At 57.5% G+C, this 14074-nt stretch carries 11 protein-coding genes and 5 pseudogenes; 11 read left to right on the top strand and 5 right to left on the bottom strand.

Translation table 11 applies throughout. From position 1 onward, the window contains the following. Nucleotides 1-131: 131 nt before the first annotated feature. Nucleotides 132-251 (bottom strand): annotated as a pseudogene (locus NCT03_RS33035) (transposase); the annotation flags it as partial. A 145-nt stretch (nucleotides 252-396) separates the two neighbouring features. Between NCT03_RS33035 and NCT03_RS33030 the strand changes: the two are divergent. Next, complete coding sequence (locus tag NCT03_RS33030) at nucleotides 397-1671, top strand: sensor histidine kinase (protein WP_250470124.1); 1275 nt, start codon at nucleotides 397-399, stop codon at nucleotides 1669-1671. Between the two features lie 58 nt (nucleotides 1672-1729). Here the strand turns inward: NCT03_RS33030 and NCT03_RS33025 are convergent, their stop codons facing one another. After that, nucleotides 1730-2176, bottom strand: coding sequence for a response regulator (locus NCT03_RS33025; protein ID WP_250470123.1), 447 nt, complete (start codon nucleotides 2174-2176; stop codon nucleotides 1730-1732). A 562-nt stretch (nucleotides 2177-2738) separates the two neighbouring features. Here NCT03_RS33025 and istA point away from each other — a divergent pair. Then, nucleotides 2739-4229: pseudogene (gene istA, locus NCT03_RS33020) on the top strand (IS21 family transposase). Next, a pseudogene (istB, locus tag NCT03_RS33015) lies at nucleotides 4226-5002 on the top strand (IS21-like element helper ATPase IstB); the annotation flags it as partial. The pseudogenes istA and istB, both read left to right, overlap by 4 nt. Before the next feature lie 448 nt (nucleotides 5003-5450). On the opposite strand, the gene NCT03_RS33975 reads toward istB, so the two are convergent. Beyond that, nucleotides 5451-5987 (bottom strand): PAS domain-containing protein, encoded by a 537-nt coding sequence (locus NCT03_RS33975; RefSeq protein WP_350030210.1) that lies wholly within the window; start codon nucleotides 5985-5987, stop codon nucleotides 5451-5453. 133 nt (nucleotides 5988-6120) lie between these two features. On the opposite strand from NCT03_RS33975, the gene NCT03_RS33005 reads away from it, so the two are divergent. The 4 genes from NCT03_RS33005 to NCT03_RS34310 all read left to right on the top strand — a co-directional run bounded on the left by NCT03_RS33005 (nucleotide 6121) and on the right by NCT03_RS34310 (nucleotide 11276). Then, entirely contained in the window at nucleotides 6121-7743 is a 1623-nt protein-coding gene (locus NCT03_RS33005) for a putative bifunctional diguanylate cyclase/phosphodiesterase (RefSeq protein WP_250495444.1), read from the top strand. A 209-nt stretch (nucleotides 7744-7952) separates the two neighbouring features. Then, complete coding sequence (locus NCT03_RS33000; RefSeq protein ID WP_250470120.1) at nucleotides 7953-9509, top strand: methyl-accepting chemotaxis protein; 1557 nt, start codon at nucleotides 7953-7955, stop codon at nucleotides 9507-9509. A 79-nt stretch (nucleotides 9510-9588) separates the two neighbouring features. Beyond that, nucleotides 9589-10689, top strand: coding sequence for a lactonase family protein (locus NCT03_RS32995; RefSeq protein ID WP_250495443.1), 1101 nt, complete (start codon nucleotides 9589-9591; stop codon nucleotides 10687-10689). 95 nt (nucleotides 10690-10784) lie between these two features. Beyond that, nucleotides 10785-11276, top strand: a complete 492-nt coding sequence (locus NCT03_RS34310; protein ID WP_350030058.1) for a ProQ/FinO family protein — start codon at nucleotides 10785-10787, stop codon at nucleotides 11274-11276. Nucleotides 11277-11527: 251 nt separating this feature from the next. Here NCT03_RS34310 and NCT03_RS32990 read toward each other — a convergent pair whose 3' ends face one another. Beyond that, the gene (locus tag NCT03_RS32990) at nucleotides 11528-11710 is read right to left on the bottom strand and encodes a hypothetical protein (protein WP_250470118.1); all 183 of its coding nucleotides are present in this window, start codon (nucleotides 11708-11710) and stop codon (nucleotides 11528-11530) included. A gap of 298 nt (nucleotides 11711-12008) precedes the next feature. Between NCT03_RS32990 and NCT03_RS33970 the strand changes: the two genes are divergently transcribed. The 4 genes and pseudogenes from NCT03_RS33970 to tnpC all read left to right on the top strand — a co-directional run. Continuing rightward, on the top strand, nucleotides 12009-12410 hold the full coding sequence (locus tag NCT03_RS33970) for a transposase (RefSeq protein ID WP_502800455.1): 402 nt from the start codon (nucleotides 12009-12011) through the stop codon (nucleotides 12408-12410). A 3-nt stretch (nucleotides 12411-12413) separates the two neighbouring features. After that, nucleotides 12414-12686, top strand: coding sequence for an IS66 family insertion sequence element accessory protein TnpB (gene tnpB, locus NCT03_RS32980; RefSeq protein ID WP_350030208.1), 273 nt, complete (start codon nucleotides 12414-12416; stop codon nucleotides 12684-12686). Continuing rightward, nucleotides 12632-12769 carry an IS66 family insertion sequence element accessory protein TnpB gene (tnpB, locus tag NCT03_RS34305; RefSeq protein WP_350030209.1) on the top strand — a complete coding sequence of 46 codons (138 nt, stop codon included), beginning with the start codon at nucleotides 12632-12634 and terminating at the stop codon, nucleotides 12767-12769. Before tnpB (NCT03_RS32980) ends, tnpB (NCT03_RS34305) begins: the two co-directional genes overlap by 55 nt. 51 nt (nucleotides 12770-12820) lie before the next feature. Next, nucleotides 12821-13702, top strand: a pseudogene (gene tnpC, locus NCT03_RS32975) (IS66 family transposase); the annotation flags it as partial. A 95-nt stretch (nucleotides 13703-13797) separates the two neighbouring features. Here the strand turns inward: tnpC and NCT03_RS32970 are convergent. Continuing rightward, nucleotides 13798-14074: pseudogene (locus NCT03_RS32970) on the bottom strand (ATP-binding protein); the annotation flags it as partial.

Raw genomic sequence — 14074 nt, 5'->3', positions numbered from 1 at the left:
GCCGAATGTATATATGCAATCCAACACCTGCTCGCTGTAGACCAGATGATTTGGCAAATGGGACGAGGCCATGTATATGTACGCAATCGACTCCGTGTCTGTCAACTTCCGTTTGCTATTGGAAGCAGTCCATATATGTAGTAGGTCGCCTCAGAGATGCCGTGCTTTCGGCACAGCTCTGCGGGCTTCAAGCCAGCCTCGCCCTCCCTCAGCATGCCGATAATCTGTTCTTCGGTGAATCGCTTCTTCATGACCGCTCCTTGTCGGAACGGACTCTACACCGTCAGCGTACTAATCTCGGGGGGCAGGTCAGTTCCGAATGCTGCGCCGTTGCTGATCGTATTCCAGTGGTTTGCCAGCGGCTGACCGAAACTATTGAAGTTAAGCAACGGAGAAATGACCTCCGCCCCGCTTCAACGGGTGTCGCGTGGCACGCGAGATGCTCATCATCCACCTGTTCATACGAAAAAAATATCAAATATGTGCCCCGACACTTTGCGTTTATCTGAGGAGCGAAACTTTGTTAGTTTGAGCGAGTTTATTCGAGTGGATCTCGATGCCATCGTTAGCGAATTTGCCGACTTTGCAAAATCGCATCTCGAAAGCGCTACGCGACTCTCCAAAGAGGAACTCCAGGATACGGCCGCAGAGTTACTGTTGAACGTCGCACAAGACATGGAATCGCATCAAAGTGAGGCGGGCCGATCTGACAAGAGCCGCGGCGATTTGCCAGAAAATTCTCCCGCACTGATCGACGACGCGAAGGGTCACGCGCAAGATCGGTTCGCGTCGAGCTTTTCGCTGTTGGAGATGATTTCCGAATACCGAGCGTTGCGGGCAAACATTCTTCGGCGGTGGCGTGCTGCCGACGTTGCCGATCCCTCCACAGCAGTTGAAGAGACTATACGGTTTGGCGAAGCTGTTGATCAGGCGCTAACCGAGTCGATCGCCTGGTACACATCGCGCACCGACCGCGCCCGCGAGTTGATGGTTGGCATGATCGCGCATGATCTGCGTAACCCTTTAGGCGCAATCATGATGTCGGCCCAATACCTCTTGCGAAGCGATGCGGTGAGTGGATCGGAAATGAAGGCGGTGGGTCGCATCTTGAGCAGTGCCAGTGCGATGGAAAAGATGGTTGGCGATCTCCTTGATTTTGCACAAGTACGCATGGGAGGCCGTGTGTCGATCAAGCCGGAATCTGTATCGCTACGCGATGTGTGTGAGGACGCGGTCGGTGAATTGAGAGCGTTTCATCCTGATCGGCTGATTGAACTCGACGTGGGCGATACACTCGATGGGAAGTGGGATCGAGACCGGTTACGGCAGATTATCTCGAACCTGACGAGCAATGCGCTCAGTCACGGAGCCGCGGATGCACCCGTACTCGTCAACGCATTTCGAGCTGGAATAACCGTGCAGCTGTCCGTCCATAACGTCGGTGAACCTATACCCTGGGAGAAGCAATCCGACATCTTCGATCCTCTGAAGCGTCTGCCGACGGCGAGCAAGCACGATCGAGCTAGTGCGCGCGGCATTGGCCTAGGCCTATTTATCGTTAAAGAGTTGGCTAGGGCGCACGGAGGTTCGATCTCACTCACGTCCAGCCGAGACGCTGGGACGACCTTTACAGTGACTCTTCCTGTTACGGCTCCGATAAATAGGGAGTGAAAAGTCGCATAGCGCGACCGCAACGTGCCCTGATCCACACAGTGATAGCCATCGGCAATCATCGCCTATCTGCCGATCCGGCTTGACAAAAATGGCGGATCAGCGGCTTGAACATGCGAGCGTCAAGCGGCTTGGCACAGAATGCGTCAAACCCCGCTGCGTGAGCGCGCTCCAGGTCCGCTGGTGCCGCGGCAGCTGAATGCGCAATCAATATAATTGAGGACGTGGCGGAGTTCGCCCGAAGGCGCGCAGCGACCTCAAGGCCCGAGATATCGGGCATCCAGATATCCAATAAGACAGCGTCAGGCCGCCATTGCTCGGTCGTTCGAATAGCGGTATTCCCGTCGTAAGCCACCTGAGTTTCCATTTCATCCAGCGTCAGAACGGTGCTGATTGCATCCGCAGTGTCTGTAAAATCGTCGACTACCAGTACGCGCGGGATGCCAACGTCTTTTTTAAGTCTGGTTGTCCAGATTGAGCAGCGCAGATTCTCACAAAGTGTCATCGTTATTTTGCAGGCAAGGCGTGTAAAGCTTTGCTAGCAAAAATCATACAAGAAAGAGCATGGGGTCCTCGTTTTGGCATTGGCTCGTTATTCGATCTATACAACACGGTGACGCTTCGTGCCGTGAAGCCGTTTCGATCGATGACGACATCGATGCATTGCTTGGTCCGGAAGTCGCGCGCCTGGTTCTAACCGGGCGAAAAATGTCGGTGTTGATTGCGCTTGTACAGACGTATGGCGCTGATCTGCTCGGCAACGACCTTGCGCTCGTATGACAACGTGTCGTCCGGTCTCGGTGCTGTTGCTGATCTCCAGTTCGTCTTATTCGCAGGGTCAGCAAGGGCGTCAAATCCGTCCGAATCGTGCGCGGCGCACCGGGAAAGGATGCTGAGCCGAGGGCTGGGCGGCGACAATTGCTTTGGCCGGTCGTTGACGATTGCTTTGGCCGGTGGTGAGGAGTCGTAGGCGGCGTAGCCGCCGGAGACGACGAGCCAACGGCAGCGCTGTGTCGGCGGGGCTTTAGGATGGGCTGATCGAAGCTTAAAGAGGAAGCGGTCAGCTCATGTCTGGAACCCGCATTACCGACCAACAGGTTCGTCTTTACATGAACAAGCGCAAACATCATTCGCAGGAAGTGGCCGCCGCCAAGACCGGCATCAGCGTGCGTACGGCGCGCCGCATCGAGCGCGATGCCACGCTGCCCTCTCAGAAGCTGCGGAAATCATGGCGTACCCGCCCTGATCCCTTCGTCGACGTTTGGGACAGCGAAGTCGTTCCGTTGCTAAGCAACGCGCCTAATCTGATGGGCATCACGATCTTGCGCAAGCTGCAGGATGATCATCCGGATCGTTACCCCGATAGCATGCGTCGCACGCTGGAGCGACGTATTCGCCAGTGGCGGGCACTCGAAGGCCCAGTCTGGAGGTGTTCTTCCCCAGGAACATCAGCCCGGCGTGCGGGGACTGTCGGACTTCACCGATATGAGCAAGCTTTGCGTGACGATTGGCGGTGCGCCATTCGGCCACCGGTTGTATCACTTCGTGCTGGCGTTCTCGCGCTGGGAGTACGCGAATGTGATTGAAGGCGGCGAGAGTTTCGAAGCTCTCGCCGCCGGATTGCAGAACGCGCTGTGGCAGGCAGGCGGCTGCCCGCGAGAACATCGCTCTGACAGTCAGTCGGCTGCATTTAAGAACCTGACGGAGCAGGAGGACTTCACGACGCGTTACGCAGCGCTGCTTGATCATTACGGCATGGAGGGTACGCGCAACAATCGCGGTCTGGGTCACGAGAACGGCAGCGTGGAATCCTCGCATCGATATCTGAAGGAAGCGGTCGACCAGGCCCTGATGCTCCGCGGCCATCGTGACTTCGCGGACCGGGTGGCCTACGATGAATTCATCCGTGAGGTGGTAATGCGCCGAAGCCGGCGCAACGCTGCGGCGTTTCGCATTGAGCGCGCACAGTTGCAGGATTTACCTGAACGCCGTACCACTGACTTCGTGGAGGAAGAGCCGCTCGTGACCCGTTGCAGCACGTTCACCGTGCGCGGCATCCTGTACAGCGCGCCGTCGCGCCTGATCGGCCATCGCCTCAAGGTGCGTCTCTACGAAATTGGCTCGAATGCTATCTGTCGGGCGCACTGATGCACAGCACGCCGCGAGGCTCCCGTGCCGCCGATAACCGCCACGCGCTTGATTACCGCCACTTCATCGACTTGCTCAGGCGCAAGCCACAGGCATTCATGGGGCTCGCGTTTCGTGATGCTCTGTTTCCTCGCGAAGCCTATCGCCGGACCTGGGAGCAGTTGGAGGGGCAGCGGTCGCAACGTCAGGCCTGCAAGAGCATGGTGGGCCTGCTCGAACTCGCGGGACACCATGGCGTTGAAGCGGTGCTGGCCGAACGGTTTGAAGCGTTGCTCGCAGCCGGCGACCTGCCCGATCTGAAGCAGTTGCGCGATGATTTCGCGCCACGTCAGGCAGTGTGCCCTGAGGTGGTGGTCGAAATGCCCCCGGTAGCGATCTATGACGAGTTGCTCAGCCAGGTGGCAGCATGAACGCTCCCGCCCATGACAACGGCCGTCTGGCCCTGATGCTCAACGAGCTACGTTTGCCGACCATCGGCAGGTTGTGGCCCGAGTTCGCGGAACGATCTGACAAGGAAGGCTGGCAGGCCTCCCGGCTACTCGGCGCATTGCTCGAGCACGAACTGGCTGAACGAGCCAAACGACGCATCGAGCGCCACCGAATCGAGTCACATCTGGACCCGACCAAGACACTTGGGACCTTCGACTTCGGCATGGTGCCGATGGTCTCGAAGGCGCATGTTACTGCGTTGGCAACCGGAGAATCCTGGCTGGAGAAAGGCGCCACAATTCTCCTGTTCGGGCCACCTGGCGCTGGCAAGAGTTATCTGGGATCAGCCATAGGACACGCGTTGATCGACGCTGGCTATCGGGTGCTGTTCATGCGCACCAGCGAACTCGTCCAGAAGCTTCAGGCTGCACGCCAGAGCCTGCAATTGCCATCCGCGCTTGCGAAGCTCGATCGCTTCGATCTCATCATCCTCGATGACCTGTCGTACGCGCGTAAGGATCAGGCTGAAACTAGTGTGCTGTTCGAACTGATTGCCGAGAGGTATGAGCGCAAAAGTCTTTTAATAACGGCCAATCAGCCGTTCTCTGGCTGGAATGATGTGTTCCCCGACCCCGGCATGACGGTCGCAGCCATCGACCGGCTCGTCCATCACTCGACGATCTTCGAGCTGAACGTCGAAAGCTATCGCCGCCGTAAGGCCAGCGACAAACAGAGCGCGCGCCGGCGACAATTGCGATGGAGGCGCGACAACTATGAGTTAGCCAGCGACAACTACACCCGTCGACCGGCCAAGATAGTTGTCGCTGACCAGCCGTGCTGCTTGACGCCGTCTAGCGATAAGTTAATTTTCTCCGTAGGCGAAGATGAGGCACTACGCCGCCAAGCAGGTGCGCTGTTCAAACTGCGGGCATACGGACGATTTGGCAGCACAATCGCGTCGAGCGCGCGACGCAGACGCAGACGCAGCACACGTTGCCACTGCATGGCCACCAGCAGGAATGAGCTTCGCTATTAAAGACGCGGGCATGCCACTAGCTGACGGCGAGGCGTGCGGTGCCTCTATTCCCTGTCGCATGCCGCAAAGAATGACTTCGAGTCGTATGATTTCACGTTCGGCGAGCCTTGTTGCTCGCGCGGCCGTTTCTCTATGAGAGGACCTCTACGCGACGCAAAACAGCCGCTTACGTAAAGGCGCATCTAAACGATAAATTATTTCGAATCGGTAAATGTATCGAAGCCGCTATGATGGTTGTCGTGCGCGCACCCCGCATTGCAACGAACAGCCGGAGATCGCGATCCTTGATCGCTGCAATCCCCTCCTCTTCCTGCGTCCGGTCCACGGTCACGCAGAACCATTTGACGAGCTCGTCTGTATCGTCGAAGATAGGCACGATGCGCGCCGTCATCGAACGATAGCCTTGCTCGCGCTGCATCAAGCGAAACGCTAACGTGCTGCAGAGCCGATCCTCAACGACGCCACGCCATTGACGACGGACGCGTTCGCGGTCGTCCGGATGCACGGCGTCGAACCATCCTGCATCGATTTGTTGGCGCGTGGCGAAACTAGTCCGATGTGGTCGTTGGTGCCTGCCCGAATAGCGCTTTGAGGCAGAACAAATCTTCGTGACTTTTCCATCAACGCCGCGTCGTCGCCAGACCAGTGCTGCAGTAGCGATTTCACACGCACCAATCCGGGGGTTAGTCTTAGATTGAGGCACGCTATGCAAAGGCTCTCCTCCCAGCCCTGCGACTCACTTCGATTGACGCGCGCTTCGCGACGCAACTGGTCTGGGCCTAAATTTACGGTGATAAGTGTCGTTAGCTGGTCTATCCCCCAAGCAATTGATAGCCATGCATCGATTCACGCCCCATTCCTCCGCACAGGCCGCCAGCTTCGTCTTAGCAACGCTTCTGACAGTCTTCGTACTCTCCGGTCTCTGGGAACTGAAACTCGAAGGCTGGACGACGGCCTTACTGGGTCTTTCTTACGAATCTAATTTCGAAGCCGCAGAGCGGTGGCGCTTTATTTTGACCTCGACCGGGTTTTCAGCGCTTGCTCTGATAGTGCCTGGCGTGCGCATAGCGCGGTTACTTGCCATCCAGCGCAAAGCGTTCGCTGCGTTGCGGGCGGAGCAAAGCAGAAGCGATTCCCTTGCGCGGCATGATTCATTGACGGGTCTATATAATCGCCGTGTTTTTATCGAAACCCTGGACCAACGGCTTGCAGTTCCACATGAAAAAACTGCGGTCCTGATCATTGATTTGGATAGGTTCAAACCAATCAATGACACTTACGGTCACGCAACTGGTGACAAGGTGCTTTGCGAAATTGCGGTGAGGCTTGCCGAGTTTGGGAGCAATCGCTCGGCTACGGTTGCCCGGCTCGGGGGAGACGAGTTCGCGATGTTCATCCCCGAAGGCAGCAGAGAAACGCTTGCGCTAATATCGGAGAGCTTACTGCAGAAGATTGGGGCGCCCCTTTCCGGGATTTCAGGAAATGTGTCGATCAGCGCAACCATCGGGATCGGAATGAGCCCGTTTGACGCCGCCACCTCTGAAGGCCTTCTGAAATGTGCTGACCATGCGATGTACCGCGCTAAAAAAATGGGGAAGGACAGCTACCACTTCCACGAACCGCATTACGACCAAGAACAAAAAGCGGCGGCTCAATTTGAAGAAGAGCTAGCGTATGCCGTCGCAAAAGAGGAGATCGAGCCTTACTTCCAACCGGTCGTGAGTTTGCCGGACCAGCGACTCGTCGGGTTTGAAATCCTAGCGCGTTGGCGACACCACGATCGTGGACTTCAAATGCCAGATACTTTCATCCCCATCGTTGAACGATTGGGCTTGATGCCTGAAATGAGCTTTTCGTTATTAAAGTTGGCGATCGCTCACGCCCTGACGTGGCCTGGCGAAATGACTCTGGCGCTAAATGTGACCGTCGGCATGCTTGAAGACAGCACGCTTCCCGAACGCCTTTGCAGCATCCTTGAGCAAGCGAACTTTCCCTTCAGTCGCCTGGAGGTCGAGGTGACCGAGCAGGCTCTGGTTGGCAATCTGCCCGCCGCACGGCGAGCGTTGCACGCTTTACGAGCAAGAGGCATCAGTGTATCGCTCGACGATTTCGGAACAGGTTACTCGGGGATTTACCATCTAACCCAGCTTGCGATCGACAAAATCAAAATCGACCGATCATTTATGAATGACCCGGTTTTAGGACGCGATAAAGTGATCTCTGCCGTGCTGGCGTTAAGCAAAGGCCTAAAGATGCTGACAACGGCGGAGGGCGTCGAAACAGACGAAGTGGCAAAGATACTCAGCATCGGGGGGTGCGACTTTGGTCAAGGGTATCTTTTTGGCAAACCTATGTCCGGGATGGAAGTAGACCGCGTATTGGCGCGTACGCCGCTTAATACGCTTGGGTTCCGAGCGATTGCACTGCCGTCTGATAACACACTTCAAAGCGTCACGTAATGTTCTCGCGCACCTTCACGGAAAAGCTGCCGTCGACAAGAAATCCGCGCCGATTGGCGCATCGATGATCAATAGGTATCAGGCGGAGGTTGGTTGTCCATGAGCATTCGAATCCACAGGAAGGTTGGATCTCGCTAGGTGCTCAGATTAAAGCCGACGCCAAAACAGCCGTTATCCGTGTCATCGTACAACGTTGAGGCATACTGGCCATGCGCCACCTATCGGTTCGAAGCAGCTTGCTAGCCGTCTCCGTGGTTTTCGGAGCGATGGTCCTATTCGGTGGAATTTTGGGAGTCGTAACGCTCAGCCGGGCAAATGCGAGTCTGAACCGAATTAATGAAATCGCGTCGCAGGTGACGGTCGTCAACGATGCTTATAAGAACTCGACCCGCACACGGTCCGCGTTGACGCGAGCCTATTCGGCACTAAAAGAGCGCAATGATGGAGCAACGCGCGATTCGGCGGTGAGCGCCGCCGCGACGACCATTAAGCGCGCTGCCGACGAAACCGAGGCGTTCCGCAACGCCGCTTCCGTCGAGGGGCAGGACGATGCGCTAAAGCACCAGTTGCTCGAGTCGTCAAACAAGCTCGCGGCGTTACTAAAACAGGCCTCCGATGCACTGCTCGCGGGCGACACTAACGCCTATGCAACGATCAACGATCGCGACATCACCTCTTCGGGCGCGGCGTATTCAACCAATGTCGAGAAGTTTCAGGCCAGTGCGAACACGCTGTCCAACGATGCCGTCGCGCAGGTTGATCGAGAATATAAGTGGGTGATCGCCCTCGTGGCGCTCGGCGTGTCTACTGCGCTCGCGTTAATCGTGGTATCGCACTTCGCACTTCAACGCATCGTCACGAAGCCGCTGGCCGACGCGGCAAACCTGCTCGACCGCATCGCGGCCAACGATTTGACCGTGCCTATTCCCGAGGCGAGCGCCAACGAAATTGGCCAATTGTTGGCGGCAATGCACCGCATGCAGCGCGGCTTGACGCAAACAGTGGAGAATGTCCGCACCAATTGCGAAGCCATCTACGGCGGTGCGCGCGAAATTGCCGCGGGCAATCTTGATCTGTCGAGCCGTACCGAACAGCAGGCGGCGGCGCTTCAGGAAACAGCGGCGAGCATGGAGCAATTGACGTCGACGGTGAAGCAGAACGCCGATAACGCGCAGCTAGCCAGCACTCAGGCATCAAGCGCGGCGCGGGTTGCTGAAAGCGGGGGCGAGGTCGTCGAGCGCGCGATCCGTACCATGACCGCGATCAGCGGTAGCTCACGCAAGATCGCCGATATTATTGGCATGATCGACAGCATCGCGTTCCAGACCAACATTCTTGCGTTAAATGCGGCGGTCGAATCCGCGCGCGCTGGCGAACAGGGCCGAGGCTTCGCGGTGGTAGCAAGCGAGGTGCGCAGCCTAGCGCTACGCAGCGCAGGCGCCGCCCGCGACATCAAGGCACTCATCACCACGTCCGTGGCCGACGTCGAGCACGGCAACGATCTCGTCGCGCAGGCTGGGCAGTCAATGAAGCAGATAGTCGGCGCGGTGCGCGATGTGGCCGCGCTGATGGATCAAATCCGGTCGGCGACGATCGAGCAGAGCACCGGCATCGAGCAAGTCGGTGAAGCGGTTTCGCAAATGGACCAAGTGACCCAGCAGAACGCCGCGCTCGTTGAAGAAGCCGCTGCGGCTGCGAGCTCGCTCGAACAACAGGCGCAATCGATGACGGATGCCGTTTCGGTGTTCAGACTCGCTGCGCACTGAACAATGCGGAATTAGTGCGCCTCGACGCGCGGGCTACCGCGTACGCAAAAACAAACCCGTTTCCACTTGGAGTATGTAAATGAAGATGACGAAGATCGTCGGCGCAATCGCCGTTCTCTTGGCGGCCAGCACAGCCACCAGCACTGCGCAGGCCGCGACATACGCGTACGTTTCGAACGCAGATAGCAAGGACATATCCGTTTTCAGACTCAACGAGTCTAGCGGTGCGATGACTGCCGTCGAGACCGTCGCGGTGGGCGGGACCGTCATGCCGATGGCGCTCTCGCCCAATCATTTGCGTCTTTACGCCGGACTGCGTTCGAAGCCCTATAGCGCGGTAAGCTTCGCGCTCAATCCCCTTGACGGCAAGCTTATTGAACTGGGCAGGGCACCGCTGGCCGAGAGCATGGCGTATGTATCGACCGATGCAAGCGGCCGCTTTCTGTTCTCCGCATCGTACGGCGGAAATATGGTAGCGGTGAATCGGATTGGCGTGAACGGCGTGGTGGGCGACGTGCAGCAGACGATCAAGACAGGTCCAATGGCACACGCGATCCGCAACGCGCCAGACAACCGCGCGGTGTTCGCGTCGGTGCTCGGCTCGGATGCCTGGCTGCGCTTCGGATTCGACGCCTCGAACGGTCAATTGACCCAGGACGTGGCGCCGGCTTATTCATTACCTCCGAAGTCGGGACCGCGTCACTTTGTCTTCTCGCCGGATCAGCGCTTCACTTATCTGATCGACGAGCTCGATGGCAATTTGCACGTGCTGTCGTTCGACAACAAGCACGATTTGGTGAAACCGATTCAGACCGTCTCGATCTTGCCACCCGACTTCTCCGGCGGCAATCCATGGGGCGCCGATCTGCACCTGACACCCGATGGCCGCTTCCTGTATGCATCGGAGCGAACGTCGAGCACGCTCGCGGCGTATAAGGTCGACAAGGCGACCGGCAAGCTGACGCGTATCGGCACGTTTTCGACCGAGAAGCAACCGCGAGGGTTTAATATCGATCCGTCCGGCAAGTACTTGCTGGCTGTCGGGCAACTGTCGCCTAAGCTAAGCGCTTACCAAATCGACGCCAAGACCGGCAAGCTGACCGCAATTGGACAGTATCCGGTTGGCAAGGGCGCGAATTGGGTCGAAATCGTCAGGTTTGATGGTTCGAACGTGGAGTAATATGGATTGCGACGTCGTCACGATTCATGTCTTTGCTTGGGCGAGGTGAGCGACGTCGTTGGTAGAATTGTGTTGTCGAACTTTAGGCACGCACAATGGGTTTCGAACAGCTCGCCGCACTCAAGTTGCAGCTTAGTCAACGCGAGGAAGACAGTGAGGCTACATCACCGTTAGTGTCAGCGCCCGTGGACGCAGGACAGGGAATCAAGGGGCAAAAGCGTCCGCGAACGTCTGTTGATGGAGCCGCGCGCGCAGTCACTATCCTTCAGCGAAATTTCCCGCGCGCATTTCCGCGAAGTCCTGCATCTAAGGTTCCGCTTAAGGTTGGGATTCTCAGGGACCTGCTCGCCCGGGCGGCGACGCTTAGAATTAGCGAGCGAGACATTCGTAACGGTGTGAAGCTCTGGTGCCGTGGCCAACGCTATTGGACTTGTCTCGTCGAAGGTGCGGTACGCGTTGATCTCAATGGCAAAAATGCTGGATTTGTAACCACCGCCGACGCCGAGTACGGCGCAAGTCAAGAGAACATTCGACTTGCGCGCAAGCGGGAGCAGATTGCAAATATACGACGCGTACGACGGCGTTGATTTTTAATTGTTGTCCCTATTGCCTTTTCCAGTTCTGGACGACTGTCAGTGCCCTAAACCAACCCACTTCGGCCCATCGTCTCATCGCGACCGCTACTGCCGCTTCCAATGTACAACAAACATTTCCGCGGTCGCCCCCTTTGCGCGGGAAGCCAAAGCATTCCCGGCAGCCGCGTCAACTGGGCTCTCGCGGTCGTCTGTCATGCGTCCCACAGGCGACCTCGAGATGTTAAGCAATCACCATGTTCTAATTACTGGGCTGCTTCGCGAACCGATTTTGAGCGGAAAGAAGAGCGAAGAAAGCGCTGCCCTTCGAACTGCTCCGGTACAACGCGGTAGCGCAGGTCCTCTTCAAGCATACATTCAGCAAAGGTCTTCTTTAGCTTGTCGCAAGGCTCTGCTGCCTCATTGGTGTTCCATTTCTTTGCCATCATGTTCCGGATTTCGTCCGTTTCCTATCCTCCCTCACCGGGCTTGTTAATCCCACATGCGCAAGATATGCCGCATCGGCCAAAGCAAACTCCAAATGGATCAGCCCACTCGGGGTTACTTTCACCGGAACAGAATAATCAGAAGTGTTGACTGTTGGTTTGCACGGAATCCGCACCCCCCTCTTCATGGCGAGTCCTCTCGCCTGCTTTGTAACCGTCCGACCCTGACCGTATAGACGGCTGATGAAGGCAGAGCCATGCTTTCCCGGGGCACAAATGTGACTGTGTCCATAAGGGAATCATGGACACAGTGACTGAATTCACCGAAGTTAAAAGCGCCCGGAAATATCACCGGCGTACCGTGGACGAGAAACGCCGGATCGTCGAAGAGACGTTATCCGGTAAACGTTCGGTGGCGGAGATTGCACGCCGTCACGAAGTGAACGAGAATCAGCTGTTTGACTGGCGCAAGCAGTATCTGGAGGGACGCCTTGGTGTGAACGATCGCGAATGCGCCTTGCTGCCGATCACTTTGAATGAGGCCAGCGACAGCGACAGCGACAGCGGCGCGGCCCAACAGGCCGCTTCTACGCCTTTAACACAGGGGCTCGGCACCGATCCGGATCCAGTTGCCACGAGGCGAGATACACGTGGAAGGGGGCGTCGATCTCGACACGCTGCGCGTTGTGATCCAGTGCCTTAGCCGATGATTGGTCCGCTGACAAACACGCGCATCTGGGTTGCCGCCGGATTTACGGATATGCGCTGCGGCTTCGACGGCCTGGCCGCGAAGGTGCAGACTGTGCTAGCGAAGGATCCATTCTCTGGTCACATCTTCGTGTTCAGGGGCAAACGTGGCGACCTCATCAAATGCCTGTACTGGCGCGACGGCGGCCTATGCCTGTTCGCCAAACGTCTGGAGCTCTGGAGCGTGGGCGCTTTGCGTGGCCTCGTGCTGATGGCGGTGTTGTTTCGCTGACCAGCGCTCAACTCGGCCTTCTGCTCGAAGGATTCGACTGGCGACAGCCCGTCGATGCAGCGCGCCCCTCCAGCGCTTTGTAAACGTATGTGACAACGCAGGCTTGGGGCAATGCACGCGCGTAAACTGCGTGCATGGCATCCAGCGACGCTATCCTTCCGGACGATATCGAGGCTTTGAAGGCGCTCCTGATCGAGCGCGAGGCGGCGTTACGTGAGCACGAAGGCGAGCTTACGGATCTGCGCGACACTGTCACGATGCTCCGGAAGACACTCTCCGACCGGGCGCTCGAGATTGAGCACCTGAAGCTGTGGATTGCGAAGCTGCAGCGCATGCAGTTCGGGCGCAAGTCGGAGAAGATTGATCGTCAGATCGAGCGACTCGAATTGCGTCTCGAAGATTTGCAGGCCGACGATGGCGCGGCAACGGTCGACGCACCAACAAGGCCTCGTTCTGAGACCGGCAAGTCGTCGGGACGCAAGCCGCTTCCGCAACATCTTCAGCGCGACGACGTTGTACATCAGCCCGAGGACGCGTGCTGTCCGCAATGCGGTGGCGCGCTTAGCGACCTCGGAGAGGACGTCTCCGAGCAACTCGAATATGTACCTGGGCATTGGCGAGTGATTCGTCACCGCCGACTCAAGAAGGCCTGTACTTGTTGCGACTGCATCGTGCAGGCGGCTGCACCCAATCGGCCAATCGATCGCGGCATGCCCGGCCCCGGGTTGCTCGCACATGTTCTGGTCGGCAAATTCTGTGACCACCTTCCCCTGTACAGACAGTCAGTGATCTATGCGCGAGACGGCGTGGAACTCAGCCGTTCGACACTTGCGGACTGGGTCGGCCAGTGCAGTGCGTTGCTCCGGCCACTGGTAGATGTCGTTCGCCGATACGTGATGGCCGCCTCGAAGATCCACGCGGATGACACCTCGGTACCGGTGCTCGAGCCCGGCAATGGCAAGACCCATACCGCACGTCTCTGGACATACGTTCGGGACGACCGGCCAGCGGGCTCCAAGTGCGTATTTCGGCGAACGTGACCGCCGATTTCTGGAACGTGACCGATTCGGCAAGGTCGGGCGTTGCGCGGTGTCGATTGTAGATTTCCTTGCTAGTTCCAGTCGAGTTCTGGTTCGAGCACGCTTGGTTTCGGAGGTGGTTTTCTAAGAGATTCGCCCGTCAGTTTGATGCGGTGATGTCGCTGCAATAAGGCGATCGAGCATTGCGTCGGCGATCGTCTCGTCGCCTATCCAGCCATGCCAGTGTTCGATTGGTAGCTGGCTGGTCACGATCGTGGCTTTACCGGCAGACCGGTCATCAATCATCTCGAGCAAATCGTTTCGGACCATCGCGTCGAGCGGAGCCATTCCCCAATCGTCCAGCAGAAG

Origin of the sequence: Caballeronia sp. GAWG1-1 (assembly GCF_023631465.1) — a bacterium.
In the GTDB taxonomy this organism is placed as follows: Bacteria; Pseudomonadota; Gammaproteobacteria; order Burkholderiales; family Burkholderiaceae; genus Caballeronia.
The sequence above is the reverse complement of the archived record's forward strand: the minus strand, read 5'-3'. Positions and strand labels throughout refer to the sequence as shown.

Coding starts and splice junctions, on each gene's coding strand:
- NCT03_RS33025 (WP_250470123.1), bottom strand. CDS start 2,176: ATGACACTTTGTGAGAATCTGCGCTGCTCAATCTGGACAACCAGACTT.
- NCT03_RS32990 (WP_250470118.1), bottom strand. CDS start 11,710: ATGATGGCAAAGAAATGGAACACCAATGAGGCAGCAGAGCCTTGCGAC.
- NCT03_RS33030 (WP_250470124.1), top strand. CDS start 397: ATGACCTCCGCCCCGCTTCAACGGGTGTCGCGTGGCACGCGAGATGCT.
- tnpB (WP_350030208.1), top strand. CDS start 12,414: ATGATTGGTCCGCTGACAAACACGCGCATCTGGGTTGCCGCCGGATTT.
- NCT03_RS33000 (WP_250470120.1), top strand. CDS start 7,953: ATGCGCCACCTATCGGTTCGAAGCAGCTTGCTAGCCGTCTCCGTGGTT.
- NCT03_RS32995 (WP_250495443.1), top strand. CDS start 9,589: ATGAAGATGACGAAGATCGTCGGCGCAATCGCCGTTCTCTTGGCGGCC.
- NCT03_RS34310 (WP_350030058.1), top strand. CDS start 10,785: ATGGGTTTCGAACAGCTCGCCGCACTCAAGTTGCAGCTTAGTCAACGC.
- NCT03_RS33970 (WP_502800455.1), top strand. CDS start 12,009: ATGGACACAGTGACTGAATTCACCGAAGTTAAAAGCGCCCGGAAATAT.
- NCT03_RS33005 (WP_250495444.1), top strand. CDS start 6,121: ATGCATCGATTCACGCCCCATTCCTCCGCACAGGCCGCCAGCTTCGTC.